We start from the raw sequence: 26,955 nt of genomic DNA on the forward strand, positions 1-26,955 counted from the left end.
ATAGCTTTATTTATATACTCTTTTCATCTAAATAGTCGGAATCAATGACGTCTTTCGTTATATCTTGGAGATGTTTAAGATTCCATTGACTTTTATTGTCGTGTCTCAAACCATGTTGTTGCGCTAAACTCTCATTATAATCATCTAAGTTGTACACTTCAAAACCATGTCTCGTGTCTTTATCGGTTTCATCCCACTGCTGATAGTGATTGACCATACTTGTCCACTTCACATGTTCTATGTGTGCACCTTTAGGCGCTTTAACGATATCAAAATTCAATCTTCCTAATAATTGATTATGTTCATTTCCAGTATCTTGTCCATTCAGAAAATTACCTAATGAATAAGCGACCAATGTTTGATGATGACCATGTTGACTCTTCACCCACTCAACCGGTTGTATGACATGGGGGTGCGTGCCTATTACGACATCTACACCTTCATTCGCAAATAATTGCGCATATTTCCTTTGTGTACGATTTGGCTCATGATGATTCTCTAACCCCCAATGGGCCGACACCATCACGACATCACTTTGTTGTTTAGCTTTTCTTACATCTCGTTTAATTGTCTTTTCATCAAACGTTTTAATCGTATATGGATAGCGTGATGTCATATCATTTGTACCATATGTATAACTTAGTAAACTCACCTTAATGCCATTTACAGTCATGACTGGTATCGTTTGAGCGTCCTTTTCCGAATTAAAAATACCTGTAAATAAAACATGACCTTCAAATGGTTTCCAAGCCTTAAGATGGTTTAAGACTCCTTCATCACCTTGATCTAAAACATGATTATTGGCACCATTGACCATATCAAAGCCTGTTGCGACAACATCTTGCGCAATTTGGCTTGGTGTATTAAAGTGCTTAAATCCAGAAAATGGGCGATCATCACCACCTAAAGGAGATTCTTGATTAATAAACGCAAGATCAGGTGTTTGTATGTCCTGCTTAATGTGTGAATACATAGGTTTAAAATTAAACGTGCCATCTTGTTGCATCGCATCATTATACACAACGGGATGTATTAAATTATCTCCGACCGCAACCACTGACGCCTCATCAGTCACATCTTCGGCTAACGTCATGCCACAAAGGATAGTAAAAGTAAAAAATAATATTATACAGCTGACATAATATTTAATCACAATACGTGCCCTCTTTCATTAAAGCATTATAATATCTTTTATATTCAGAACATCTTTAAATAAATTGTATAACGCTTTATAATCATAGCTTTTATTTAATTTTAGTAGATTACTTATTTCGATGCAATTTGAATAAGAAAATAGTTTAATATATCATTTAATTGTATATTTTTATTAATTATTATAGGGAGTTATAACATGATATTATTACCACTAAGCATCATTATGGGGTGCTTTGGTTACATCTTTAAATGCCATCCACCTACCGAGCGCAACGGTTGGTACGGTTATCGAACAAAGAAATCCATGGCCAATGATCGCAATTGGATTAAAGCACAAAAACAATATGGCATCTATTCTCTAAAATACTTATGGGTGATCATATTGTTTGGAATTATCGGACTCGTGATTGAAATTGTAGGTATAGCGAGAAACAATGATTTAATCATTATGGCCGGTTTAGGCATAGAATTGGTAGTAATGGTATGGTATTTATTCATCATCTATTGGAAAGTCGAGAGAGAACTGTGATGATAGATTAATGACATAGTAACATTAGCGAAATCCATTTATTTTTTGGAAATCAAAAAGACTGCTGGTTGAGCAGTCTTTTGCGTTGATTATCTAATTTAATTTAAAAAGAAATCATCTATTTCTTTCGAATTTCTTACAATTTTCTCTTCTTGAACATTCATCGCTGAAGCATAATCTATAGTATTAGCGAATCTTTCAGTGGCGCTTAATTCCATATTAAATGCGTTTATCGTCAGCTCATTTAGCTTCAAATATTCTCTTCTAATTCTTTTTAGAATAATAGTATATTCTTCATCTATTTTTGACAGTAATTCATCAAACTTAGCTTTCAATTCTTCTTGAGAATATTTATCTTTAGTAAATATGCCTTTCAACGACTCAATAACCCCTTTGAAATCATCAATCATATACATTGCTGAGGCAACAGTCATTCCTGTTAAAATACCACCTACAGTTGCACCAATTAACTCTGCAAAAATTGAAAAAGGTGTAGTTCTTAAGTAGGTAATTAAACTTTCTGTCATAATTCCACCTAAAGCTCCAATTACAGTAGCAGTAAAAACTTTGACTGCTTCTTTATACTTTGTTTCATCATTTTCAGCCGTTAGTAATAACTTAACTGATTTAACTACCCCATTAAATGTCTCACCGATTAATTTCGCTAATCGTTTATAAGTTGTTTTGAATGTATTTATAATAACTGTTAATATATTGCCTAGAAAACCACTAATAAATCCTGTACTAAATCCTACAAAATAAGATTTTGCTTTATTAAATACTTTATCTTTTATTCTACTGAAGCATAATGTTAATTCTTGCCATTTAACTTTATTTTTATGAAAATTTTTAAAATTATTAAAGTAATACTTCATCTCTTTAAAAAATTCATTTTGCAAATCATAAAGTAGCATTCCTAGCATTTCTTTCATGCCCATTTGAATACCTTGTTTAGTACTCCCTTTTAAAGTTTCTTTAGTGTAATACTTTCTTCTGGCAGTCTTCGCTTTCTCATTAATTGTTTTTACAGCCGTTTGATATAGTTTATTGACATCATTAATATCTAAATCGAAGTATTCAGCATTAGTTTTACTAGGATCTTTTTTACTTTTACTATTTGCCCAAACTAATAAGTCATGCTCACCTTTAGATTGGTTAGCAGATCCCTTAATAAAGGCTAAGTTATTAGGATTTAAGGCTAATAATTGTTTTTCTTCTTTAGACATAAACAATGTTAAATCTGTTCTATAATGTATTGATTTAGCTGAAACTATGTGATCTATGTGCAATTCTTTGGCATTTTCATAACTATTTGTCGAATTATATCTATCAAATAACTTACCATCTTCATTAAAAGAATCACTTAAAAAATTAGACATTTATTCTTTGTAATTTTCACTTGTCTTATACCTAGAATGACTTTTTTGACCATTAGTTCTATTTTCATTTTTTACTTTTATTGTATTAGCTAAAGGGTTATGCTTTTGTTCGACTTTCAATTTAGTTTGAGTTCTCAAACTGCTCAAACCCATAGCTTCTATAGTTTTATTTCCCTCTTTATCATAACTATAAATATTATTTGAATAATCATCTCGATTATACTGCTTTAAATCATCAAACTTTTCTTTAATTTTCTTATTTGTGTATATACCTTTTTTTGCATTGTGTACAGTAGTTACATTACCGCCATCTTTGTAAATATTTAATATTTTATCTAATCCAAAATTTTGAATGACTTGATTAATGGCTATTTCTTTATATTCCTCTAATAATTTATTTGTAGATTCATTAACATCTTTAATTTTAAATAGGCTAGACTCTGTTAAATAGTTTAAATCTAAAAAAAGATCTAAGTTTTTTGCTTCTTCCATATTAAGACACCTTACCTATAGCTCTATTTAATAACTCAGTAGCTCCTTTAGTTTGATTAATTAAACTGCCTAAGTCTTTAATCAACTCATTGTCCCCTGCTAATTTAATCTCTTTATAATCAGACTTGTATTTTGCTGTACGATTTAGAATGTTATCATAATATGGATCAATTACTGTGTTAGTAGTTTCAGTCAATTTAGTTGTTTCAATTATTTCTTCACTCGCACCTTTTAGCATTTTAATTTGCGCTTGGACTTCAACTTCTTTAGCTCTAGCTTCATTAGCTACTTTTTTATTTTTAGAGTTTCTAAGGAAACCAGCCGTTGCAATACTTACTCCACCAATTGTCCACCCTATTGGACCAGATAAAGCCAACAATGCTGAACCAGCTGCAGTGCCACCTCCACCAGCTGCTAGAGCGCCTCCCCCTAACCATGCTAGTGCTGCATTAGTTGCTGCAGCGCCACTTAATGTTGAAATTGCAGTACCCGTAGAAGCTGTACCAAATGTTGTTGCAATAGCCATAGCTGCAGAAGGACCAAAAGCTGCAACACCAGCTCCTGCAACCACTCCACTACCAGCTCCACCAGCTGTTTTTTTGAAAGACATATCTACTTCTTCATTAATTTCACTAACGAAATTCTCGAATTTTTTAAATTCTATTTTTAATTTTTCTACCTGTATTTTCACTTCTTCAGGTTTATTTCTCATACTATTTAAAAATTGCCAAACTTTCTTTATATTATCTTTTAGAACTAATCTTTCTTTATATAGTTTTTCTGATTGTGTAACCATATACGCTTTTTCTACTTCAAAGTTTTGAATTGCTTTTTCTAAACTATTAACTGCTGCTACTCTATTTTTTTTATTTAACATTGTTATTTCTCCTTAATATACTGTTTTAATTTATCCCATCGTGGGTCTTGTTTAGTATGTTTGTGATCATGGTTTTGTTTTTTCATTTTTAGTTGTTTGATATCAACTTGTTTTTGAATTTCAAGTTTCTCTTTGAAGTTGGTGCTGTAATTATCTAAGATGTCTATCCAATTGACGAAGGTAAATGTTTCATCTAATGTGTCTTCAACTTCTTCTTTGAACTTTCGATCGTTTGTTTTAAATCGATGTATGTCTTTATGTAAGGCGTATAGTAAACTTGTAAATTCACCTTTGTTTTTCTCTAAAATATCTACGGTTTTTAATCCATATTCACTAAGTGTGTGATTGATGCTTGCTTGTGACAATGCATCAAAATCGTCAAAATATATAACTCTGACATCATGTTGGTCTTTTAAATTTTTAAATACACGCGCTACATTTGAAAATTCTTGCGTATTACTTTGCCATTTTAGTATTTCTTTTTCTACAACATCGGAAAATTGCAAATAACCGTAATATGCAATAATTCGTTCGTAATAGCCTGACAATATAAGATAAACCCATATATCTGTATCAACGATTGGCGGCGTCATACCCTTATTAGTCATGATTGAGCACCTCTATTTTGTTGATAATTTCATTGATCTTCGCTCCAGAAACGAGACCTTCATTATAGTTATGTTCTAGCACCGTCATAATATTAGGCGAGATTTGAATATCATTTGTCGGTTCTAAGATATCTGTTGGTAAATCATTATCTGTGTAAATTGCATACAATTGAGCCTTATGATCTATACGAGAGAGTGCACTCAATTGTTGATACGTATCACTTGAAATAGGATTCAGCTGCATTGCTCTTATCATAGCCGCACCAAAACTAATCTGATAATGTACACTCATGCGCGCAATCACATCGGGGCGCATAATATCATCATATGTTGCCATCCATTTTTGAATTTCTGCATTTGGCAATAACACAATACCTGCAAATATTTCCGCTTCTCTTTCTTCCAATGACTTATGATTAAAATCACTAATTCCATTTTGATGATTCATGTAATGGTGGTATACTTCATGCCACAATGAAAATTGTTGACGGCCTTTACTATGATTTGTATTCACAAAGATGAACGGAAATCGATCTTTCTTCATATAAAAACCGGATAAATTATTAGGTGCTTGTGCTTTTACAATGTAGTAGCCCATTTCAGATAACACTTGCGTTGAATTCGTTATCGGATATTGAAGTTGATGATCTGTAATGAATTGTTCTGCCACTGGAATAATACGTTCTATTGTTTCACGGTATGATTCAGTCACGTGACTCACTTTCAATCTTTAATTGATATGTCAGCAATTGGAAGATGTCATCGAGTTGTTTGACTCTGTGGTTAATTTCTTCTGTATTCTCCAATGCACGAAATGAAATGCTATCTAAGTCTTCTTGAGGTAAATGTTCTAGAAGTATTTCAGGTGTCGTCTTTAATATTGTAGCTGCACGTTGATAATCTTGCGCTAACCATATTAAGTTTGGACTTAAAAGCTTACGCAGTTGCTTAGTGTCATAATCATGATGTTTAGCAAATGCCACTTGATTTAAACCACTGAATTCCATCTCTTTTTGTATGCGCTTACTTATTTCGACTTGCGTGTATTTGGGTATCATATGTATTTCCTGCTTTCGTTTATGAATGATACATGTTTATTATAATTATTTAATTAATATTTTGCTATACATTTTATATTAAAAATAAGGTATCTATGCAATTTATTTAACTGAAAAAATTAGAAAATTTTCTTTTTACTACCTTTACAATATACTCCCCTTTTAATCATTGTAATGATGACATTTTCTACGTGTGTTCTTAGAAATTTAGGTTTTAGTAGTGCTTTTCTAGCTAACTTCTTCGCTTCGTTATCTAGTTTAATCATAATTACAACTCCTCTTTGATTGATTTGATCATAGTTTACCGCACTACATAGACAAAATTTGTCTACCTATAGTTGCGAAGTATCTTTTCAACTTCAGCGATATGTTTCTCTTTCAAGCTATTTGGTGATAATACTTTAACGCGAGACCCTTGTGATAACAGCCACATTAAAATGCCATCGCCAATGACTTCAATTTCTACTACAAATCGGTTATTGGTGTAATCTTTTTTCAATAATTGTGCAGTTGGGAAACGATCAAGCACTGACTCAATAATCCCGCCATTAAATTCAAAGCGTACTTTCTTCCAATGGCCGCCATACATGAAATAGATACGTTGTTTCAAAGCGCCTTCTCTAATATATGGTGAATTCGGAACGTTAAATTTAGTGTTCAATACTTTATATTCTTGAATTCGATCTATCCTAAAAATGAGTACCTGTTCTCTATCATTAACCCCTACTAAATAAAAGTACAGTTCAGAAAATGTAATATACATCGGTTTGATGACATGTGTACGCCCTTTGTTCATTGCGTTAAAATAGTTAAATTCAATCACGCGATTTTGTTGAATAATATGATTTAAATCCCAAATTTTATTTAATAATGGCTCGCCATGATTCATGGGCTCATAATAAACTAGTTCAGATTGAATGGCCTTTTCAATTACACGTTGATTCTCATCAGACATATGTTTCGTAAGGTTATTAACAATCATTTGTAATTCATCTTCAGATAGTCCTCTTGTTGAAATAAGAATTTTTAATATCGCTAGCACCTGTGTTTTATCAAAGGTTTCACTACTATTGTGGACCATTTCATATTTACGGTCTGTCATATTCATCGTTATCTTCAAATGCGCCATATCCGTTCTGTTAGCAAAGAAGTCATTTAAATGCGCGATATAACGCTGCACGGTTCTGTCAGATTTTTTACCTATGATGTCGCCTATTTGTGCCTTAGATAAGCGTTCGCCAGACATAAACTTTAAATACAGCTCTAGCGTGTCAGTTGTTTTAGTCATAATTACCTCCCATTTTTGGAAAATGAATGATTCTACTTTATTAAACAACAATAAAATTAAAAATGTAAGATACATCTTTTTACTACGACAAAAATTGACGCACCTTGGAGGTATACTAAGCTCAAGCAGTTCAAAACACTTAGAAAGTTGGGAATAAGAATGAATTTGCAAAACCAGTCCAAACATCCGCAAATGTTTAACCATGTTTCAAAAGAAGATAAAACACTGGCAATGATTATGTGGGTCTTAACCTTTTTCACAAGTTTTGTAGCACCTTTAGTGATTTGGTTAGTCAAAAAAGACGAATCTGAATACATTGATAAGCAAGGGAAAAATTGCCTGAATTTCGCTATTAGTTACGGTATCTACGGTATTGTTAGTTTCTTATTGACTGTTATTTTAATTGGTTATTTGGCTCTAATGGCTTTAATCATTGCCAACATCACTTATACGATATTAGCAATTGTGTCATGCAATAAAGGTGAAGATTACGTCGTTCCATTCACAATTGAAATAATTAAATAAAACAAAACAAGCCTTCCACTTCGTTTAAACTTCGAAATGGAAGGCTTTATTTACGTGCTTTGTCGTTCTACGATATTTAATTTTAATACGTCATGATTACTTTCAAATGTTGTATCTTCAAGCAATGCCAATAAATAGTGAATCAATTGCTTACCAATGTCATTAACTGGTTGATTCACTGTCGATAAAGGAATCTTCAATAAACTAGAAATGGGTTGGTTATCATATCCCATAATCGCGATTTGATTTGGAATATCAATATGATGCTCAGTTAAAAAATGAATTAACCCTAATGCGACTTCATCACTGCCAGTAAATATAGCATCTGGCAACACGTCTTGTTCTAGCAATGTTTCCCCTATGCGTTCACCGTCTTCAATCGTATGCACATTATTAAAAATCCACTCTCGTCTAATGGCTAAACCATTGTCTTTCATTGCCTCTCTAAATCCAATATTTCTAGGCTTATTGAAACAATGATCATAGTAATGATTATCTGTACAATACGCTATATGACGATAGCCTTTATTAATTAAGTATTGAATGGCATCATACGTCGTTTGACGTTGATTGGTATGTATGATTTTCACTTTATCTGACTGAGTTGATTGATCCGCCGATAATACGATAGGACCATATTGCGTATACGGTTCTAAAACCTCTATATCATTTTCAAGCGTACCCATAATCACGCCAGCAATGTGCTTCTGTTTAAACATATTTAATAACCGTAATTCTTCATCTTTATGATTATATGTCTGCATGATTAACGTATGATATGGCGTATCTTTAATTTCTTTGTCAATTGCATCTATTAAGTATGCGAAATACGGATTCGTAATTCTAGGTACAATAATGCCAATCGTATAAGACTTGTTAGAGCGCAATTGCATCGCGATTGAATTCGGAACATAATCCAGTTCATCCATTGCTTGTTGGATTTTAATTTTCTTTTCCTCAGAAATATAAGGATGATGGTTCATATACCTTGAAACCGTCGTTATGGATAATCCCGCTCTCTGAGCTACATCTTTAATTGTCGCCATAGTACCCACCTTCAATGAAACCGTTTTCATTATTTATGATAGGTTGTCGCTACATTTTTGTCAATCGCTCAAGTTAGATATTCAATAGTTAATAGGGTGTGGATCAGGATTCTTTTAAAATTCGTCGTCCACTCCCAGCTTGCTTTGCTTGTTGAATTTCTTAGTGAAATTCTCTTTGCTGGGGGCCCACTCCCAGCTTGCTTTGCTTGTAAAATTTCTTAGTGAAATTCTCTTTGTTGGGACCACGCCCGCAAGGATGACTAGAACTGAGAATAGCTTGATTTAAGCGATATCTCAGTTCAGTCAGCTACTGCGAATTGGCAAAGTAGCATGATCATATTATTTATGTTTCAGTCTCGAAGATAGCACTTTATTGGCGCCATCTTCGTATAATGATGAAATCATTTAGGCTCCTATTTATGCTTCCACTAACCATTCAATTGTACGTTTAATCGCTTTATCCCAGAAGGCATAATCATGTTCACCTGGGCCTTCTTCATATTGATAGTCTATCCCTTTATCATCCAAGTAGGCCATAAATTGTTGGTTGTCTTCATATAAGAAGTCTTCTGTCCCACATTGAATGAATAACTCAGGTAGAGTTAAGCCTTTGTCAATGGCTTCATCAACTAAATGATATGTATCGAGTTCAGTCCCTTTGATATTGGTATCTTCCCCAGTGATTGCTTTAGGTGCGAAATCAGTATAATTAAGTTCCATTAGTCCTTGTGCTTGAAAGACTGCAGACAATGGTGATGCTTTAGCGAAAAGCTCGCCTTGTGTTAATGCAAATTTCATCGTGCCATATCCACCCATTGAATGTCCTGCAATAAAATTGTCTTCACGCCGTGTCGATAATGGCAGTAACTTATGCGCATAGTGATACACTTCCAATATGTGGTCATAATAACTATGACCATACGCCATATTCGCATAACCACTATGATCTGCATTTGGCATAATAATGGCTAATTGATGTTCATCTGCATATCGCTCAATACTTGTGAAACGTGTATACGATGTTGCATCACTTGATAATCCATGTAGCAACATCAATGATTGGTACGATTTCGGCGATGATGTATCGTCGAAGAAACTCCCGTCTTCTGGAATGATTGCTACAAACGATTGTTGCATACCTAAAGCTGGTGAGAAGTAATTGATTGTCATAAGTGCCATATTCATTATCATCCCTTCTAATAATAAATCATTATATCCATTTTACACTTTTTTCGACAAAGGTGTCACCAAAGCGCGACTCCTTCAGTCATCTCGCCAAGTTACTTTGCATTTCTATATCATTTCATATTAGAATGCATAAAAAATAAGGCACCTTTCGCATCATTTAATTCAATGAACGAGGTGCCTTATGTATCCAGGAACTTTATGTCCCGGATTCAAAGTAGCAATTGTGTTTATATCGGTTTTGGTAGTTTAATATAAACGTTGTTTATATTAAGGGGTCTTTGTGTCTTATTGTATTACTTTATAATCATCCAATTTTTGCCATTTTTTATTAATTTTTTCTCTTCTTTTAGTTCATGTACAATATGGCCTGTTGTTTCACGTGAAATACCTGCTAAATCACTTAGTAGTTGAATGGTCATGATATGATTAATTTCGTAAAATTCATCATGATCGCATCCTATTGCATGACATAAATAATATAGTACTTTCTCAATGCGCTCTCTCGCCAATTTTGTAGTTAATGCCATATTGTATTCCATTAGAAGTTCAAGTTCGTTATTTAACTTTTCGAACAGTGTAACAAATATGTCGTCATGATTTTTACAAAGATATTCCAACATATCTTTAGGTATTCCTATTACATTACATGGTGTAATAGCTGTGCACATCTCGTTTAATTCCATTTTCCGAAAGAGATGATTTAACGGAAATAATACCTGCGCTTTATTCAGCTTACGATAAGCGTCTCCATCTTCATTTATTGTTTCACGCAAAACAATCCCGTCTAGTAACAAATACACATATGTCGGTTGATCAGATGAATAATATATGATTTGTCCTTTATTGTAATGTCGTATGAAACACTCACTCTTGAATGCTTGAATGACACCTGTTGGAATATTTAAGTAAGACGCTAATTGTTTGAGTCCTTCACTTAAATCATTATCTCTGTTGTTGATAAATGTCTTTCCAGCCATTGAGATACACTCCTAAACCTTTTAAAACTTTTTATTAGAATACTGAAACGCTACCCATCGCTAAGCGAATAATACCTATTATTGCAAGTATGATGATGACTGCAAATAAGATATAATCACCTTTCGTTAACGGTTTATGATTATTACGTTGTACGAAACGATAAACAAATAGACCAGGGATATAGAGCAACATGGTTAACAACAAGTAATCAATACCTGCAGCGTACACAAGCCATATCGCATAGATAGATGCAATGATACCGATTGCCCATTGTTTCACTGTAGCATGTCCTTTATGTTCAATTGTATATTTCAATTGATAAAAGGCACTAAACATATACGGAATTAAAATCGCGCTTGATGCAAGTGAAAATGCAAATTGATATGCACTATCTGTAAATAACATGCTGACTAAGAATATTTGTACTAAAATATTTGTAATTAATAATGCATTAATAGGTGCTTTATTTTTATTTTCTTTAGCAAACCATTTTGGGAACAAGCCATCTTTGGCCACTATGAATGGTAGCTCACCAGCTAATAGTGTCCAACCAAGCCATGCACCTAATACAGAAATGATTAAACCAATGTTAACGAGGACTGAACCCCAATGACCAACGATATGTTCTAACACTTGTGCCATAGATGGACTTGCAAGATCAGCAATTTGATTTTGTTGAATGACACCTTGTGCTAAGACGGTCATTAAGAAATAAATAACGAGGACTGAAACAAGTCCAATGACGGTAGCAGTACCTACGTCTTTTTTCGATTTAGCACGACCTGAGAATACCACTGCACCTTCAATACCAGTGAACACCCATACGGTTACAAGCATTGTACTCTTCACTTGAGACATTGTATCGCCCCAACTAAATATACCTGTACCTCCGCTTGTCATGCCATAGAATCCTGCTTTGAATGTATCGAAATTAAATACTACAATCATACAAATGATAACTAAGAATATAGGAATTAACTTTGCAACAGTTACAATACTATTAATGAAAGCTGCGGTTTCAACACCTCTAAGTATTAAGAAGTGCACACCCCATAACAAGAAAGAAGCAACGATAATACTTGGTAGTGTGTTACCACCTTTGAAGATTGGGAAGAAGTTACCTACCGCTGACATCAATAATGTTGCATAGGCTACGTTACCTAGAAAAGCAGCAAACCAATAGCCCCAAGCACTTGAGAAACCAATAAAGTCACCAAATCCAGCTTGTGCATAACTGTAAATACCGCCTTCTAAGTCCGGTCTTACATTAGTGAGATTTTGGAAGACAAATGCGAGTGAAATCATTCCAATTGCGGTGATGATCCAACCAATCATAATTGCTAAACCACCGGCTTGACCACCCATATCAGAAATGATGTTGAACGCACCGCCACCAATCATAGAACCAATGACTAAACCAATGAGTGACGTTTTACCAAGTTTGTTTGTGTCTGATTCATTCATAATTCATTTCCCCTTCTAAGGAGGATTATTTTTAAATTAAGGGCTTGAAGCATCGTTATTCAATTGATTGGTAATTTTGCTTCAAACCCTTCTCCTTGTGTTATATTGCTACATCACTTTCTCGGCGATGTATTTTCAAAATAAGTCCTTACATTTGCTCGAAATACTTTAAATTTCTTCTCTAAATAATGGTTGGCTCATACATCTTGGGCCCCCACGTCCACGAACAAGCTCACTACCTGTGATTTCAAGTACTTTAATACCTTTGTCACGAAGTAATTGGTTTGATACGTAGTTTCGGTCGTAAGTCACAACTACACCTGGGCGGATACATAATGTATTTGAACCGTCATTCCATTGTTCACGTGCACCGTCGATAACATCACCGTTACCTGTTGGAATAAACTCGATTTTTTCAACACCAAGTACATCTGCAAGTGTTTCACGTAGTTTATTAGAATGTGTAATTTTAATGTCGTCTTTGGCTTCATCGTATTCAATTGTAAATAAATTCATATTATTTTCTTCTTTGAAAATTGCTGAATGCACTGTGAATTTATCGTAGTCAATCATTGTGAATACTGTATCTAAATGCATGAATGTACGGCTATTTGGAATTTCAATCGCAATCACTTTTTTGAATGTTGTAGATTCATCTTTGAATATATTACGTGCTAAGCGTTCAATCGCTTGTGCTGATGTACGCTCTGAAATACCAATGGCTAAAGCATCTTTAGAAAGAATTAACTCATCGCCACCTTCGATGTTAAATGGTGAATTTCTGTCTAACCATACCGGTACATCTGCATCTTTAAATCTTGGATGATATTTTAGAATGTATGTCATAAATAGAGATTCTCTACGACGTGCTCTCCAATACATTCTGTTGATTGTCATACCTCTACCTACTGATGCTTGAGGGTCACGTGTAAAGTAAAGGTTAGGCATTGGGTCTAAATAGAATGGATATCTATCATCCATATATTCAACGAGATGTGTTGTTTTAAGTTCAATTTCTTCTTTTCTTACACCAGCCATAATTTTGTCGATTAATTCTTGGTCTGATAATGTCTCAAAGAATGTTTTAATTTCAGCTTCATGTCCTAAGACTGTTTTTTGAGATTCTGCAAGAATATCGTCAATAAATTGTTCACGCACATCTTTATCTGCAATGGCTTCAGCTGCTAGTTTTTCTAGATAAACAACTTCTACACCTTCATCACGAAGTGTTTGTGCAAATTTGTCGTGTTCTTCTTGTGCCACTTTTAAATAAGGAATATCATCGAATAGCAAGCCACTTAAGTGATCTGGTACTAAATTTTCTAGTTCTTTACCAGGTCGTTTGAGTAATACTGTTTTCAATCTGCCGATTTCACTGTTTACTTGGATAGGTCCTTGAGTCATATTCATTTCCTCCTTTATTTATCTACAACTAGAGTATAAAGCGCTTTCAGATTTCATTATGTGATTGTTTTCACATTCTAAATGTGTGTTAATTCATGCTTTTTGGTTATTCAATGCATATTTTTGATTGAATATACAATAATGTTAGGTAATTAGTGATTATTATGTATATTTCATTCATGTTGACATGCCGATGTCTAACCCAAAAAGTTTTTTATGCATCATTCTGTATTTATAAACACTTATCAATTTCACGTTTAAAATGATGAACGCTCAAGATGTGAACATTGCATTTTAAGCGTTTCACACACTATTATAGATAACATCAAAACGTAAATCTACATTATATTTTATGCATTAATTTGAATATTTATGATTAAACAGTTTATAGTGAACATATTTTGCCATTTCCTCTGAATTTGTAAGTACCATTAATGTGTCATTGCCCCCCACTGTTCCAAGGATTTCTGCAATATTCATGCGATCAATAAAATAATTTATACCTTGTGCAAATCCAGGAGAGGTTTTGATTAGTATGTAACTATCTTTGATGATGATACTTTGAATTTCATTATCGTAATAATGAAGTAGTTTCGTTTTAGCATCCATTTGTTGCGTATTATCTAACTTTTTATAATACGATTGGTTACTTACTGCTGGGACTTTGAATATCTTTAATTCTTTTAAATCTCTTGAAATTGTAGTGATGCTATAACGTACGCCAAAATGTGTATCAATATAATCTGCAATCTCTTCTTTTTTATTAAATCGATTATTCTTAACTACCGTTTCGATGAGATCTAGACGTTTACTCTTTTTCATATTATAAACTCCTCTACCCCTATACAGCATAAAGCTGTATGTATTCTTACCTTTAACGTATCATCTTTTCGTAAATCGTGGTGTTGGCTATTTCATGAATTTTGCTATAATTTTTATTTATTTTCACAAAAAAACTCCAAAAGTGAGCATTATTACTCAACTTTCGGAGCGTCACCATTATGCTATTTCGTTTCTTTCATTGCTTGTTTCACGGTACTATAGCCCATTACTACACGATCCACTTTACCTTTTTCTACATCAAACCAAACTGTCATTCCCTTTGTATTGGGTTGGTAGTAGTAAATACCCGTTGTATTATGTTTATGATTATCAATTTTTTGTAAGTCTTTACCATAAACTTTATTTAACTGGTCTAATGATAATTGCCCAGTCACCTTTAAATCTAGTAATGATGCTGTTTTACCGTCTTTAGATACATTTCTGAAATATTGATCATATTTTTTAACATTTTTAGTCGATGATGTTGCCTTTAATTTAACACCATTAAATGTGACATTCTCAGCTTTTACTGCATTTTTAAAATGTTTATCTAATACAAAAGATACGTCTTGACCCGCATACCCTTTATAATTGTAATAGGCAGATGTCGCATTGGCTTTAGTAGTCGTCGTGTTTGACATCGTTTTAGATTCGGCATGTGCGATAGATGTTTCCGTTAATGTACCGGTAACACCTACACCGAATAATGTGCTTAATGCCAAGGTTGCAGTGACGAATGTTTGCGTTGATTTTCTCAAATGAATAGCCTTCTTTCTTTATAACTAAACATATCATACGCTATTCAAAGTGGTTATACAATTTATATTCCTTGATAAGGAAAGCGCATTTGTGCTTAATGTGTGAATGTTACAAATTATACAAAATTAAATTTCACAAATCGTTAAATAATGTTTTTATATAAATTATGTTATACTAAATGTAGGAGTAACATCCCCATTAACTCCTTCACAAAAAGTTATATTATGTAATGACTATAGCCATAAGTTTACTTCCCCTTTGTTAAACTTATGGCTCTTTTATATAGTCTTTTTTACTTTTCCGCCATAAATATAAAATTCATTTATATTGTAAAAAACCTCTTCCGAAGTACGAACATATGTTCTATAATGATGTTGAGGTGGTTAACATGATTCCAAATCCTAATGCGCCAGATGAATATAAATATGAAACAGATTATCGTAAAATACCAAGACAATATTTAGACGCTAATATTCCTCAAGGACGTGGCATGGTGAAGTGGGCGCCGTTTGCGACAATGCCGGAACAATATCAACGGTTGAATGATTTTATTGAGGAACAGAATAAAATTGCCATGCCTTCTTTATCAGACGATCAATTTGAAATGATTAATCGTCAGCTGACTTACAAGTTCACACAGCATCAACTGGCGATGATTAGTTATTGGAGAAATGGCTATATTCAATCCATTGCAGCCTATATACGTCGGATTGATTCATTGAATCGATGTATCACCATTAGTAATGAGAATGGCTCACAAACAATGAAACTCGATTTTACGGTTATTTGTAATGTAGAGTAAGTGTGGTACGCAATGAGTGATGCTTGTCACTGAACATGTATTGCGTTTTAGCTAAAATGAAATAAAGGGAGTAGAACCACATTCCTTTCGACTGTGTTGTTCCACTCCCAAATCTAAAGTTATTTACTTGTTGTAAAGCCTGCATAACTAATATCTACTTCTACAACTTTGCCTTCATTAAGTACGAATGATGCCGCTAAACCATTTTTATTAGGTTTGTATACGTAAATACCGCTACCTTTGGCATTTTTGTTGCCTTTTACTTTTTTCAAATCTTTACCATATGCTTTTTTAAGTTGATTATACGTTAAATCACCTTTAACTATAAATTGTAACTTATTCGCTTTTTTACCGTCGCTCGTTACACCAGTAAATTTCTGATTATACTTTTCTTTAACTGTTGTACTGTTCGTTTTAGCAAGTTTAATACCGTTAAATTTAATGTTGTCATGCTTAATTGCATTAATAAAGTTTTTATCTGTTAAGAATTTAGCATCTTTATCAACGTAACCATTATAAGCGTAATAATACCCTTTCGTTTGAGTTGCTGCATGGGCAGTATCTTGTACTGGTAGTACTGCGCTACTCACTCCTAAAAGTGTTCCAAATGCTAATGTTGTTGAGGCAATAGTTTTAACTACTTTATTCATGTTAGTCCTTCTTTCTATATTAGAATTACACTTCACTTATATTATCGCACAATACATACAAACATTCACTGTACTTAAGACCTATTTATCAAAAATTTTAGTAAACAAAATTTAATATTATAAAGTTGTGTTAATACTATCTATTTTATGAAGTTTTATTATAATAAGATAAAGAAATGAATTAAGGACGGAGGATACACCTTGAAAAAAGTATTGGCAGGTATCGTCATTTTATTACTTATTGTTGCTTTAGGCTTTTCAATATTTTTTGCAGCAACTGGTACTAAACATTCAAATTCGAGCGAGGACCATAAAACTGAAAAACATGATAAAAAAGACAAAAAAGATAAAACAAGTGAAACGCAAACTGAATCTCAATCTAATGCATCTGATAATGGAGAAAATGCACAATCAGAGCCAGCGTCAAACAATAATGTAAATACTCAACAAAATTATTCGACACAACCAAATAACTCGGCAACACAATCATCTAAAACAAAAGACAACAGTTCTAGACAAAATAGTTCAGAAAGTGCTACTTCAGAGAAAAAGACGAAAGAAACACAAACAACACAACAACCAAGTACACAACCATCGACACAACAACCGGCAACCTCTCAACCGAATACTCAGAACAAAACAACAACTCAAAGTAGTTCAACACAAAGTTCAAGTAGTTCAGCTAAAACAAATAATTCTAATGGTACAAACCAATAAAATTTGAGTGAGCTATCGCTAAATAGATGTTACAAAAACGTCCGGGGCATAAAGTTCCAGGATAAGTAAATAAAGAAGGGAGCGGGACAGAATTCTTTTGAATTCGTCGTCCCACCCCCGCAAGGATGACTAGAACTGAGAAAAGCTTGATTTAAGCGCCTTCTCAGTTCAGTCAGCTACTGCGAATTTGCTAAATAGCATTATTATATTATTTATGTCCCAGACTGTATTTTGCTAGAAATTTTGTCCCAGTCACTTCCTATTATCTAAATATCATTTTTGCGTCTACTCAGTAACTTTACTTTCATCTACACGTTTAGAAATTTTACGCATTACTGGATCTAACACTGGTTTGACTAAGATACCTAGAATAAAGAATCCTAATCCGAATAGTGCTAGGATAAGCATTTTTGTGATTAATATTTCCGGTACAATGCCACCTACTGTTTCACGTAATGAATCTATCACATACGTGAACGGTAAATATGGTGAAATGGTTTGGAAGAATTTAGGTGCTGTAACGACTGGGAAAGTACCTCCACCACCGGCAATTTGTAGTACTAATAAAATAATTGCGATTGCTTTACCTGGGTTACCAAGTAATGATACGCATGTATACACTATTGTGTTAAAGACAATCGCACCACATAATGCAACTAAGATAAATAGTATTGGTGATTCAACTTGTGCTTTCAAAATCACTAAGTCCCCAATGGTTACAATCAGTGTTTGAATGATTCCCATCATGATAAAGAATGCACCTTTACCTAAATAAATTTGACGTTTCGTCAATTCGTCTCTCAGTGATTCATGCTTATTATCTACAGACAGTAAACTTACTAATAGCAAGGCACCTACCCATATAGATAATGAGGTATAGAATGGTGTCATACCTGAACCATAATCTTTAACTGGGAAGACATCCACTTGTTTTTTATGAATTGGATTGGCGATCACATCTGCTTGTTTCTTCAAGTCATTCTTCAACGCATCAATGACTTTATCCACCGCATCGTCTTCGTCTAATTTCTTGAAGATTTTATTCGCTTTGTCTAAATCTTTTTCAATATCAGGCAAACGATTTTCAGAGAAATTCGCTAAGTTAGCTAATGCCTCTTTCGCACGTGGTTGATTTTGATTTAATAAATCAACTGCATTGTCATACTTATTAAACAATGTCGGTAAATTCGCATTTACAGTTGCTGTCGCATTAGCAAGTTGTTGCTCTAACTCAGGTAAATCATTACGAACAAAGTCTGCTGCATTCGCTACATCCGCTTTTACAGTCGGGAAGTAGTTCTGTGCCGTTTGCATCGCATTAATATATGTTTGTTCTAAAGCCGGCAATTCGCTTTGTATATTAGCAATGCGATTTTGCCCATCCGCTACAATATCTTGACCCGCAATGATAACACGATTAATTGTATTTAATTTAGATTGAACGTCTGATAGCGTATTCTGACCTTTATTTAATTCTTGCGTAATTTGATTAGATACGACTAACAAACGATTGTTTAAGTCATTTTTAATAAAGTCACGGTAGTTACCTAACGCTTTATTTAAATCTGGTAATGAACGTAATACATTAACCGCTTCTGCTTTTCCTGAACTGCCATTTTTCAAGGCATCAATAAGTTGATTCGTTGAACGCAATGTATCACTGATGCGATTATTTGCACTTTCTACTTGTTTAATTTGTGATGATAAATCGACATGTTCTCTTTTTTCTAATTCTTTTAATACGTCAATCAGTTGTTGGTTGTTTTTCGAGCTGTTTTCAAGACGTGTTTTTAAATTTCGTAACATCTCATTAAATTCAGTTGGTCGATTAGAACCGATGACGCCATAAGATATATTTTTCAAAGCATTGATGTCTGACTGTGTCGCTTTCGCTTGAGTATCAGAATGACTAGAAAGTGTGAGTAACGCTTCTGCAAGCGCACTATTCATCGACTTCACGTCTTTGTCTGACACAATTTGATTATCGTTGACAGTGTCTTGGCTACTATCCGTACTCAACTTCTGAACATCATAGTGTGGCAATCCCGATGTACTTTGTTGACACAAGTTGTTATTAGCTTGATTATTTACCTCTTGTGCACGATTGGCCGCTTCTTGGTAATCACCTACACGTTGTTGCGCAGCTGTAAGATATCCTTGTGCATCATTCAGACGTGAATGTGCTAAATCAAGCCCTTCACTAGCAATATCTACACCTCTATTAATTTTAGGGAACTGTGCTGGTATATCATTAGAAGCTACATTTAGTAATTTCTCAATATTTGGCATATATTCATTAAGTGCTAAGATGAGTTTTGCTTTCTCGTTCAATGATGGTATGGCTGCATTCACATCATTCAGTTTTTGTTGTGCATCTAAAACATCACCTTTATAATTACCTAGCGCACGGAATTGATTAGCATATTTATCAAGCTCATCTTGATGATCATTCAAATATTCAATACGATCTGCAATTTTATTAATTTCTGGTAATGAATTATGTGCTGCATAAACTGCATTTTTAATCTTATTAATTGTAGGGACTTCATCTTCCAGTTGAATACCTACTTTATTTGCTTCTTGTAGTAACGCTTTCGTTACTGTCTCATTGAATTGTTTGTTTGCTTCGTCGACAATGACCGTTGAACCTGTATCTGTCATTTTCGGTGCAACCGCATTAATTTTCTGATTAACTTTATATTCAATATCTGCTTTTTGCGGTTTCTTTCTCAATGTCCCAGTAATTTGATGTGAGAATTCTTTCGGTATGTATATGCCGGCATAGTATTTCCCCATTTTGATTTCATGGTCTGCCTTTTCCCGGCTAACGAATTGCCAATCAAATTTATCATTCTTCTTAAGATTATTCTCAAGCGTATTACCCACGTTAATGTTCTTACCGCGAACTTTGTCGCCTCGGTCCTCGTTCACAACAGCGACTTTGATATGACCTGTATGACTATATGGATCCCACATGGCCCATAAGTTAAACCACGCATAAAAAGATGGTAATATTGCCAGACCAGCTAGTATGATCCAAACTGCTGGCGTCTTAGCCACACGTTTCAAGTCCGTTTTAAATAGTTTTAGTGCGTTTTTCATTTTCACACTCCTAAAAATGAAATATTAAGATTTTATCTCAAAATGATTTTAAGCATTGTTTTTTTCTTTATAGAGTTAGTATAATACTTTTATTGAGTAAAGTAGAAATTAGTTGATAGTAGTCAACTAAAAACCATAATAAGTATTATATCAAATTCTGATATATTCGCATACCACCATAATTTATTTGATAGGAGGAAAAGCGCGTCATGTCGAAGCATAAATTTATCATCTATTTTTTAACTACAACGCTAGTATTACCAACATTTACAACTAGCATTGCCCATGCTGAAGACACACAAGCAGATGCTAAGACACAAGCATCCACTACATCAAAAGAAGCAACTTATGATACTGAAGATGTAGATGATAACTATACGAATGAAACGTCTGAATCAAATGACAAACAATCAGATCGTCCCTCTTCAGAGACACCAACTAAAGAAGCGTCAAAGAAACATAATAATAAAGAACAAAATAAATCTACACATACGTCATCAGAAAAAAGGGATGACGACAACAAAAACGTATCTCGTAGTCATCAAACGCGTGATGAAGACAAACAGGATACTTACCGTACACCCCTTTCTCCTATTTTTGACGAAGCACAATCTAGCGGCTTGTTTTCATCTAACTTTTTAAATCCTGATTTATATCAAAATGGATTTAGTTTAACCAATTTAATTGCATCACTATTCCATTTCGACAGTGATATTTCAGATTATGAGCAACCCGCAAGTTCTAGTGAAGCAACAGATGACGACCATATCACAGATGAACACGATGCCGACACATCTCATCGTGACCATCAAGATGTGAAGCCAAACGATGAACAAGTTAATCAAACAGACCATTCAACACAACAACAAGATGACACGGCGACGAACCATCAATCAACAGCTAGTCAAAATAAAGATGATGCGAGCGTGAGCAAAGCATTAGATGCTATTGATGATTTCGTTTCTGATACCACAGATGATGACACAGACCATCAAGCAAGTCATGATGTAGCTAACACTGACCGTCAACATGAATCTACTACGGATGATGCAAGTACTCGTACTAATGATGACGCTAATCATGCCTCATCTTCTGATAGTAAGTCTTTAACTGAATCCGCTTTAGATTCTGTACTGGATCAATACAGTGAAGATGCTAAAAAGACGCATCACAATTTCGAATCATCTAAAAAAGATAATGCATCAGACACGTCTAAAGATGAACAAGATAATGATGATACGACGGCATCTAATAATCCACAATTACCAACTAAAGACGAACTTGAACATAAGACAGCACCTGCACAATCATTTGAAGATGACTTTAAACAAAGCAACACACGTTCAACGAGTCTCTTCCAAACCTTACCTCAATTTAATGGTAATGAGGTAACTGACGGAGACATAGCAGTGGTTGAAAATAAAGGTACACGTGACTTTATTAAATCTATTGCTAAAGATGCACATCAAATTGGTCAAGACAAAGATATTTATGCCTCAGTTATGATTGCACAGGCTATTCTTGAGTCGAGTTCAGGTAATAGTGCTTTAGCACAAGCGCCAAATTATAATTTATTCGGAATTAAAGGGAGTTATAAAGGACAATCTGTTAACTTTAATACTTTAGAAGCTGGCAGTGATCAAAGTATGTTTAGTATTAATGCCGGTTTCCGAAAATACCCAAATACGAAGGCATCATTGGAAGATTATGCTGATTTAATTAAACATGGTATTGATGGTAATGCCACAATCTATAAACCTACCTGGAAGAGTGAAGCTATAGATTATCGTGATGCAACACAACATTTGAGTCGTACATATGCTACGGATCCGAACTATGCTACTAAATTGAACAGTTTAATCAAGCACTATCACTTAACAGATTTTGATAAGAAAACAATGCCTGATTTAGATCAATATGCTAAACAAACATCGAGTGGCAAAGATACTTCAGGTCGTGGATTTAAATCATTCGAAGTGACGGATGCGTCTTCACCATATCCTCAAGGTCAATGTACTTGGTATGTATACGAACGTGTGCAACAATTTGGTAAGCAAGTCAGTGGTGACTGGGGCGATGCACATCATTGGGATAATCGCGCAGAACGTGATAACTATGATGTCAGTCAAACACCTTCAACTCATAGTGCCGTTGTCTTTGAAGCAGGACAAGCTGGCGCCCATGACGTATATGGTCATGTTGCTTTCGTTGAAAAAGTAAACAGTGATGGCTCAATCGTCATTTCAGAATCTAACGTTAAAGGTTTAGGCATCGTGTCATATCGCACTATTGATGCAAACACAGCTGAAACCTTACATTACATTGAACCAAAATAACGTTGCAATGGATGGAGTAATATTAAAGTAAAATAGCTCTTAGATAGATATTCACTCGTTTAAGTTGTTTCGCTTTCCTGTGGGAAAGGCTCGTGCCTGTAGTCACTCGACACTTTCTTTTCCACTAGGAGTCTACACAACTACACTTCGTCATCTATCTTAGAACTATTTACGCAAGTGTGTGAGCACTTATGTTCATTTATGTGATTATCCCACTATTAGTCTTAAAACAACTAAAAGGTAATTTCTATACTATTTCAATAGAAATTACCTTTTTACTTATCTAAATATTTATAAGATCAATGTTTTAAGATTGTTGCTCTAATACTTCTTCGACTTCATTTTTAATAGTTGTAACATGTGGCCCATAGACAATTTGAGCGCCATTACCACGAATTATGACTCCCTTAGCATCTGTAGCCATTAAGGTATCTTTATTTAATAATGAGCCATCTTTTAAAGTTACTCTAAGTCTAGTAGCACAGCAGTCTACTTCTTCAATATTAGTAGCTCCACCTAAACCTTTAATAATGGTATCAGCACGTTCAGTAACTTCAACACTTTCAACTTGTGCTTTATCTTCTCGTCCAGGGGTTTTGAAATTAAATTTAACAATTAAAAATCTAAAAATAATGTAATATAAGCAGAACCAGACGATTCCGATTGGTATAACCCATAAGTAATTCGTTTTTGAATTACCTTGCAGTACACCGAATAGTATATAGTCTATGAATCCTCCACTAAATGTTTGTCCCACAGTAATATTAAATATGTCTGCCATCATAAATGCTAAACCATCTAAAAAAGCATGAATTAAATATAACACGGGTGCAACAAATAAAAATGAAAATTCTAATGGTTCAGTTATACCTGTTAAGAAAGAAGTCAATGCTGCTGATAGCATTAACCCACCAACAACCTTTTTATGTTCTGGTTTAGCAGTGTGATAGATAGCTAATGCTGCACCACATAGTCCAAACATCATTGTTATAAATCGACCAGACATATATCTAGATATACCAGAGAAATAATGTGTGACGCTCGGATCGCCTAATTGAGCTAAAAAGATATTTTGTGTACCTCGTACCATATGTCCATTTACTTCTAATGAACCACCAAGTCCTGTTTGCCAAAATGGCAAGTAAAAAATATGGTGTAAACCGAATGGACCCAGTAAACGTAATATAAATCCAAAGAAGAAGGTTCCAATAGCTCCAGTCTTTTCAACTAATCCACCAGCATTAAAGATCCAACTTTGTACTGTTGGCCAAACAAAGAACATTATTACCCCTAAGAAAATTGAACTAACCGCTGTAATAATTGGAACAAAACGAGATCCACTAAAGAATCCTAAATAAGCAGGTAACTCTATTTTATTGAATTTATTATGTAAATAGGCTGTTAGAATTCCTGTTACGATACCGCCAAATACGCCCGTTTCAATGGTTTGGATACCTAATACCATACTTTGACCTTTTTGAGCTAATTCAGTTGTTTTAGCTAAATCGTCTGTAATTTGTAACATTCCATTCATAGTCGCGTTCATAATTAAAAAACCGATTAGTGCAGCTAAACCTGCTGTGCCCTTATCACTACGTGCTAATCCTATAGCTACACCAATAGCAAATATTACTGGTAAGTTCTGAAAGACAATATTTCCGGCTGAAGACATAAGCGTAAAAATATTTTGCAATAGTGTAATATCTAAAAATGGATATGCTTTAACAGTATTAGGGTTGCTCAACGCTCCTCCAATTCCAAGCAATAGGCCTACTGCGGGTAAAATAGCAATTGGTAGCATAAACGATTTCCCAAATTGTTGTGCTTTCTCAAATAGCTTATTCATTTAAATTATCTCCCTTAAAATATAATAACTTCAATTCGCATGACAACGCTTTCTTAAATAGAAATATAATACTAAAGAAAATTTTAATCAATATTATAATTAAAAATGAAAAATATTTTCATAATTATGTCCATACTTTATACAAATATTTAAATTTACAAACAATATACTCTTTAAACAATGTTATAAGACAGCTAATTAAAACTACCTAAAAAAACTACCAACAAAGTTAAAACTTTGTTGGCAGTATCTATTTTCATAATTCATTTATTAAGAGTAAATTAATACTTGAGTGATTAGCATGCCACCACCGAAGATGAATACGAAGGCAACGACTGGCCATACGAATTTCAACCAATGAGAGTACTTCATGTCTAACATTTGTAATGTTGCCATAATCAATCCTGTTGGTGCTAAGAAGAGCATTGCATATTGACCAAATTGATATGCTGTAACAATTACAAATCTAGGAATTCCTACTGTATCAGCAAGTGGTGCAAAGATTGGCATTGCGAGTACTGCTAATCCAGAAGATGATGGAATAATGAAACCTAGGAAGAAGAAGATAATCAACAATATTACAATGAAGATTGGTCCACTTACACCCTGTACAAGTGATGAACTGAAGTTCAAGATTGTATCTGAGATTAAGCCATCATTCATAATCATATTGATACCACGTGCTAAGCCAATGATAAGTGATACCCCTACCAAGCTTGATGCCCCTTCAACAAATGCATCGACGACGACTTTCTCGCCGAGTCCATCTTTACCTAATGCAACCATTAGCATGATTACAATCGTAAATGCTAGGAACATTGAGGCCATGATTGGGAACCACCAACCTTGTGTCATAACGCCCCACACCATGATTGGGAATGGTAGAATGAATAAAATTAAAATGATTTTTTTGCGTAATGTAAATGGTTTTTCAGCACCATCATCATTAATAACTGACCATTGTTTTTCGAATTTAGCTTTATCTTCATAAGTATATGATGCTTTTGGATCTTTTTTGATTTTTTTAGCGTACCAGTATAAATAACCTACTGTGAATATTGTAGCTACGATTAAGCCCGCGATTCTCCAGTATAAACCGTCAACGAATGTTGTACCCGCTGCATTTGATGCGATAACAACTGAGAATGGGTTAACAGTTGAGAATGTACTACCCACAGAGCTCGCAAGGAAGATTGCCCCAACACATATAATTGAGTCATATCCCATTGCAATAAAGATTGGAACAAGTATTGGATAAAACGCTACCGCTTCTTCTTCAATACCACAAAGCGTACCGCCTAATACCATTAATACAGATACCATGAATACAAGTAAGAATTCATGACCTTTTGTTTTTTTAGTCAGTGCTAAGAGTCCTGATTCGAATGAACCACTCTTTTGTACAACACCAATCAGTCCACCTAATACGAGAATAAATACCATTACGTCTACGGCTTCAATCGTACCGTTGACCATACTTGATGTAATTTGGTCTGGTCCAGCAGGATTTTGATCTAATCGTTCATATGTTCCAGGAATTGAGATAGGTTTATTGATGGCACCTGATTTAAATTGGTCTACATCAATTTTTACACCTAATTTATCTAATTGCTCTTGTGTTCCAGGGACTGTTTTTGATTTATTATGCGCATCAACAATTTTGAATTCTTGCGCACCGCCATCATATGATAACTTAGAATAAGCACCAGCTGGTATGATCCACGTTGCCATAACCGCAATTACAGTTAAAATAAATAAAATTGTAAATGCGCCGGGCATCTTAAGCGAGAATCGTTTTTTCCGTCCTTTGCTTGTGCTGTTAGTTACGTCATTAGTATGTGTCATGCGTTTCAACCCCTTCAAGTATTTTTATCTATGAGAATGCTTACACATTTAAAACTTATACTTTGTTGAAATATGTCAAATAAGT

General features: G+C 34.2%; 25 protein-coding genes. 5 read left to right on the forward strand and 20 right to left on the reverse strand.

What is annotated here, in order from left to right:
- Window positions 1–10 precede the first annotated feature (10 nt).
- Complete coding sequence (locus JVV30_RS11720) at window positions 11–1,153, reverse strand: CapA family protein (protein ID WP_070855204.1); 1,143 nt, start codon at window positions 1,151–1,153, stop codon at window positions 11–13.
- 198 nt (window positions 1,154–1,351) lie between these two features.
- Between JVV30_RS11720 and JVV30_RS11725 the strand changes: the two genes are divergently transcribed.
- On the forward strand, window positions 1,352–1,684 hold the full coding sequence (locus tag JVV30_RS11725) for an SdpI family protein (protein ID WP_070855203.1): 333 nt from the start codon (window positions 1,352–1,354) through the stop codon (window positions 1,682–1,684).
- Between the two features lie 98 nt (window positions 1,685–1,782).
- On the opposite strand, the gene JVV30_RS11730 is transcribed toward JVV30_RS11725, so the two are convergent.
- From JVV30_RS11730 to JVV30_RS11765, 8 genes are all read right to left on the reverse strand, one after another.
- Complete coding sequence (locus JVV30_RS11730) at window positions 1,783–3,063, reverse strand: hypothetical protein (protein ID WP_204194285.1); 1,281 nt, start codon at window positions 3,061–3,063, stop codon at window positions 1,783–1,785.
- The gene (locus JVV30_RS11735; protein WP_204194286.1) at window positions 3,064–3,555 is read right to left on the reverse strand and encodes a hypothetical protein; all 492 of its coding nucleotides are present in this window, start codon (window positions 3,553–3,555) and stop codon (window positions 3,064–3,066) included.
- A 1-nt stretch (window position 3,556) separates the two neighbouring features.
- Window positions 3,557–4,432 carry a DNA polymerase III subunit gamma/tau gene (locus JVV30_RS11740; RefSeq protein ID WP_204194288.1) on the reverse strand — a complete coding sequence of 292 codons (876 nt, stop codon included), beginning with the start codon at window positions 4,430–4,432 and terminating at the stop codon, window positions 3,557–3,559.
- Between the two features lie 2 nt (window positions 4,433–4,434).
- On the reverse strand, window positions 4,435–5,040 hold the full coding sequence (locus tag JVV30_RS11745; RefSeq protein WP_070855200.1) for a hypothetical protein: 606 nt from the start codon (window positions 5,038–5,040) through the stop codon (window positions 4,435–4,437).
- Complete coding sequence (locus tag JVV30_RS11750; RefSeq protein WP_070855199.1) at window positions 5,033–5,752, reverse strand: ImmA/IrrE family metallo-endopeptidase; 720 nt, start codon at window positions 5,750–5,752, stop codon at window positions 5,033–5,035. The genes JVV30_RS11745 and JVV30_RS11750 overlap by 8 nt, the downstream gene beginning before the upstream one ends.
- Window positions 5,745–6,098 (reverse strand): hypothetical protein, encoded by a 354-nt coding sequence (locus JVV30_RS11755; protein WP_239469370.1) that lies wholly within the window; start codon window positions 6,096–6,098, stop codon window positions 5,745–5,747. The genes JVV30_RS11750 and JVV30_RS11755 overlap by 8 nt, the downstream gene beginning before the upstream one ends.
- A gap of 119 nt (window positions 6,099–6,217) precedes the next feature.
- Window positions 6,218–6,364 carry a hypothetical protein gene (locus tag JVV30_RS11760; protein WP_176747958.1) on the reverse strand — a complete coding sequence of 49 codons (147 nt, stop codon included), beginning with the start codon at window positions 6,362–6,364 and terminating at the stop codon, window positions 6,218–6,220.
- A gap of 62 nt (window positions 6,365–6,426) precedes the next feature.
- Window positions 6,427–7,386 (reverse strand): helix-turn-helix transcriptional regulator, encoded by a 960-nt coding sequence (locus JVV30_RS11765; protein WP_070855197.1) that lies wholly within the window; start codon window positions 7,384–7,386, stop codon window positions 6,427–6,429.
- Window positions 7,387–7,545: 159 nt separating this feature from the next.
- On the opposite strand from JVV30_RS11765, the gene JVV30_RS11770 reads away from it, so the two are divergent.
- The gene (locus JVV30_RS11770; protein WP_070855196.1) at window positions 7,546–7,911 is read left to right on the forward strand and encodes a DUF4870 domain-containing protein; all 366 of its coding nucleotides are present in this window, start codon (window positions 7,546–7,548) and stop codon (window positions 7,909–7,911) included.
- Between the two features lie 50 nt (window positions 7,912–7,961).
- On the opposite strand, the gene JVV30_RS11775 is transcribed toward JVV30_RS11770, so the two are convergent.
- From JVV30_RS11775 to isaB (JVV30_RS11805), 7 genes are all read right to left on the reverse strand, one after another.
- Window positions 7,962–8,957: a LacI family DNA-binding transcriptional regulator gene (locus JVV30_RS11775; RefSeq protein ID WP_070855195.1), complete on the reverse strand. Its 996-nt coding sequence runs from the start codon at window positions 8,955–8,957 to the stop codon at window positions 7,962–7,964.
- Between the two features lie 417 nt (window positions 8,958–9,374).
- A complete protein-coding gene (locus tag JVV30_RS11780) occupies window positions 9,375–10,136 on the reverse strand; it encodes an alpha/beta hydrolase (RefSeq protein WP_070855246.1) in 762 nt (253 codons plus the stop codon).
- Between the two features lie 302 nt (window positions 10,137–10,438).
- Entirely contained in the window at window positions 10,439–11,122 is a 684-nt protein-coding gene (locus JVV30_RS11785; protein WP_053028994.1) for a Crp/Fnr family transcriptional regulator, read from the reverse strand.
- Window positions 11,123–11,156: 34 nt separating this feature from the next.
- Window positions 11,157–12,587, reverse strand: a complete 1,431-nt coding sequence (arcD, locus tag JVV30_RS11790; RefSeq protein WP_070855194.1) for an arginine-ornithine antiporter — start codon at window positions 12,585–12,587, stop codon at window positions 11,157–11,159.
- Window positions 12,588–12,755: 168 nt separating this feature from the next.
- Window positions 12,756–13,991, reverse strand: coding sequence for an arginine deiminase (gene arcA, locus JVV30_RS11795; RefSeq protein WP_053028999.1), 1,236 nt, complete (start codon window positions 13,989–13,991; stop codon window positions 12,756–12,758).
- 357 nt (window positions 13,992–14,348) lie between these two features.
- The gene (locus JVV30_RS11800; RefSeq protein ID WP_053029001.1) at window positions 14,349–14,813 is read right to left on the reverse strand and encodes an arginine repressor; all 465 of its coding nucleotides are present in this window, start codon (window positions 14,811–14,813) and stop codon (window positions 14,349–14,351) included.
- Between the two features lie 182 nt (window positions 14,814–14,995).
- Window positions 14,996–15,571, reverse strand: a complete 576-nt coding sequence (gene isaB, locus JVV30_RS11805) for an immunodominant staphylococcal antigen IsaB family protein (protein ID WP_070855193.1) — start codon at window positions 15,569–15,571, stop codon at window positions 14,996–14,998.
- Between the two features lie 389 nt (window positions 15,572–15,960).
- On the opposite strand from isaB (JVV30_RS11805), the gene JVV30_RS11810 reads away from it, so the two are divergent.
- Entirely contained in the window at window positions 15,961–16,374 is a 414-nt protein-coding gene (locus JVV30_RS11810) for a YolD-like family protein (RefSeq protein WP_204194290.1), read from the forward strand.
- A 119-nt stretch (window positions 16,375–16,493) separates the two neighbouring features.
- Here the strand turns inward: JVV30_RS11810 and isaB (JVV30_RS11815) are convergent, their stop codons facing one another.
- Window positions 16,494–17,024: an immunodominant staphylococcal antigen IsaB family protein gene (gene isaB, locus JVV30_RS11815; protein ID WP_075108817.1), complete on the reverse strand. Its 531-nt coding sequence runs from the start codon at window positions 17,022–17,024 to the stop codon at window positions 16,494–16,496.
- A gap of 201 nt (window positions 17,025–17,225) precedes the next feature.
- Here isaB (JVV30_RS11815) and JVV30_RS11820 point away from each other — a divergent pair, with 201 nt between their 5' ends.
- A complete protein-coding gene (locus JVV30_RS11820) occupies window positions 17,226–17,741 on the forward strand; it encodes a hypothetical protein (RefSeq protein WP_070855190.1) in 516 nt (171 codons plus the stop codon).
- Window positions 17,742–18,026: 285 nt separating this feature from the next.
- On the opposite strand, the gene JVV30_RS11825 is transcribed toward JVV30_RS11820, so the two are convergent.
- On the reverse strand, window positions 18,027–20,843 hold the full coding sequence (locus JVV30_RS11825) for a YhgE/Pip domain-containing protein (protein WP_204194293.1): 2,817 nt from the start codon (window positions 20,841–20,843) through the stop codon (window positions 18,027–18,029).
- 209 nt (window positions 20,844–21,052) lie between these two features.
- Between JVV30_RS11825 and JVV30_RS11830 the strand changes: the two genes are divergently transcribed.
- Complete coding sequence (locus tag JVV30_RS11830; protein WP_204194296.1) at window positions 21,053–23,179, forward strand: amidase domain-containing protein; 2,127 nt, start codon at window positions 21,053–21,055, stop codon at window positions 23,177–23,179.
- 307 nt (window positions 23,180–23,486) lie between these two features.
- On the opposite strand, the gene JVV30_RS11835 is transcribed toward JVV30_RS11830, so the two are convergent.
- Window positions 23,487–25,025, reverse strand: a complete 1,539-nt coding sequence (locus JVV30_RS11835; protein WP_075109179.1) for a PTS transporter subunit EIIC — start codon at window positions 25,023–25,025, stop codon at window positions 23,487–23,489.
- 270 nt (window positions 25,026–25,295) lie between these two features.
- Window positions 25,296–26,870: a YfcC family protein gene (locus tag JVV30_RS11840; RefSeq protein ID WP_053029023.1), complete on the reverse strand. Its 1,575-nt coding sequence runs from the start codon at window positions 26,868–26,870 to the stop codon at window positions 25,296–25,298.
- Between the last annotated feature and the right edge of the window lie 85 nt (window positions 26,871–26,955).

The organism is Staphylococcus sp. GDY8P47P, assembly GCF_016892225.1.
GTDB lineage: Bacteria > Bacillota > Bacilli > Staphylococcales > Staphylococcaceae > Staphylococcus > Staphylococcus borealis.

Coding starts and splice junctions, on each gene's coding strand:
- JVV30_RS11725 (WP_070855203.1), top strand. CDS start 1,352: ATGATATTATTACCACTAAGCATCATTATGGGGTGCTTTGGTTACATC.
- JVV30_RS11730 (WP_204194285.1), bottom strand. CDS start 3,063: ATGTCTAATTTTTTAAGTGATTCTTTTAATGAAGATGGTAAGTTATTT.
- JVV30_RS11735 (WP_204194286.1), bottom strand. CDS start 3,555: ATGGAAGAAGCAAAAAACTTAGATCTTTTTTTAGATTTAAACTATTTA.
- JVV30_RS11740 (WP_204194288.1), bottom strand. CDS start 4,432: ATGTTAAATAAAAAAAATAGAGTAGCAGCAGTTAATAGTTTAGAAAAA.
- JVV30_RS11745 (WP_070855200.1), bottom strand. CDS start 5,040: ATGACTAATAAGGGTATGACGCCGCCAATCGTTGATACAGATATATGG.
- JVV30_RS11755 (WP_239469370.1), bottom strand. CDS start 6,098: ATGATACCCAAATACACGCAAGTCGAAATAAGTAAGCGCATACAAAAA.
- JVV30_RS11760 (WP_176747958.1), bottom strand. CDS start 6,364: ATGATTAAACTAGATAACGAAGCGAAGAAGTTAGCTAGAAAAGCACTA.
- JVV30_RS11765 (WP_070855197.1), bottom strand. CDS start 7,386: ATGACTAAAACAACTGACACGCTAGAGCTGTATTTAAAGTTTATGTCT.
- JVV30_RS11770 (WP_070855196.1), top strand. CDS start 7,546: ATGAATTTGCAAAACCAGTCCAAACATCCGCAAATGTTTAACCATGTT.
- JVV30_RS11775 (WP_070855195.1), bottom strand. CDS start 8,957: ATGGCGACAATTAAAGATGTAGCTCAGAGAGCGGGATTATCCATAACG.
- JVV30_RS11780 (WP_070855246.1), bottom strand. CDS start 10,136: ATGGCACTTATGACAATCAATTACTTCTCACCAGCTTTAGGTATGCAA.
- JVV30_RS11785 (WP_053028994.1), bottom strand. CDS start 11,122: ATGGCTGGAAAGACATTTATCAACAACAGAGATAATGATTTAAGTGAA.
- arcD (WP_070855194.1), bottom strand. CDS start 12,587: ATGAATGAATCAGACACAAACAAACTTGGTAAAACGTCACTCATTGGT.
- arcA (WP_053028999.1), bottom strand. CDS start 13,991: ATGACTCAAGGACCTATCCAAGTAAACAGTGAAATCGGCAGATTGAAA.
- JVV30_RS11800 (WP_053029001.1), bottom strand. CDS start 14,813: ATGAAAAAGAGTAAACGTCTAGATCTCATCGAAACGGTAGTTAAGAAT.
- JVV30_RS11810 (WP_204194290.1), top strand. CDS start 15,961: ATGATTCCAAATCCTAATGCGCCAGATGAATATAAATATGAAACAGAT.
- isaB (WP_075108817.1), bottom strand. CDS start 17,024: ATGAATAAAGTAGTTAAAACTATTGCCTCAACAACATTAGCATTTGGA.
- JVV30_RS11825 (WP_204194293.1), bottom strand. CDS start 20,843: ATGAAAAACGCACTAAAACTATTTAAAACGGACTTGAAACGTGTGGCT.
- JVV30_RS11830 (WP_204194296.1), top strand. CDS start 21,053: ATGTCGAAGCATAAATTTATCATCTATTTTTTAACTACAACGCTAGTA.
- JVV30_RS11835 (WP_075109179.1), bottom strand. CDS start 25,025: ATGAATAAGCTATTTGAGAAAGCACAACAATTTGGGAAATCGTTTATG.
- JVV30_RS11840 (WP_053029023.1), bottom strand. CDS start 26,870: ATGACACATACTAATGACGTAACTAACAGCACAAGCAAAGGACGGAAA.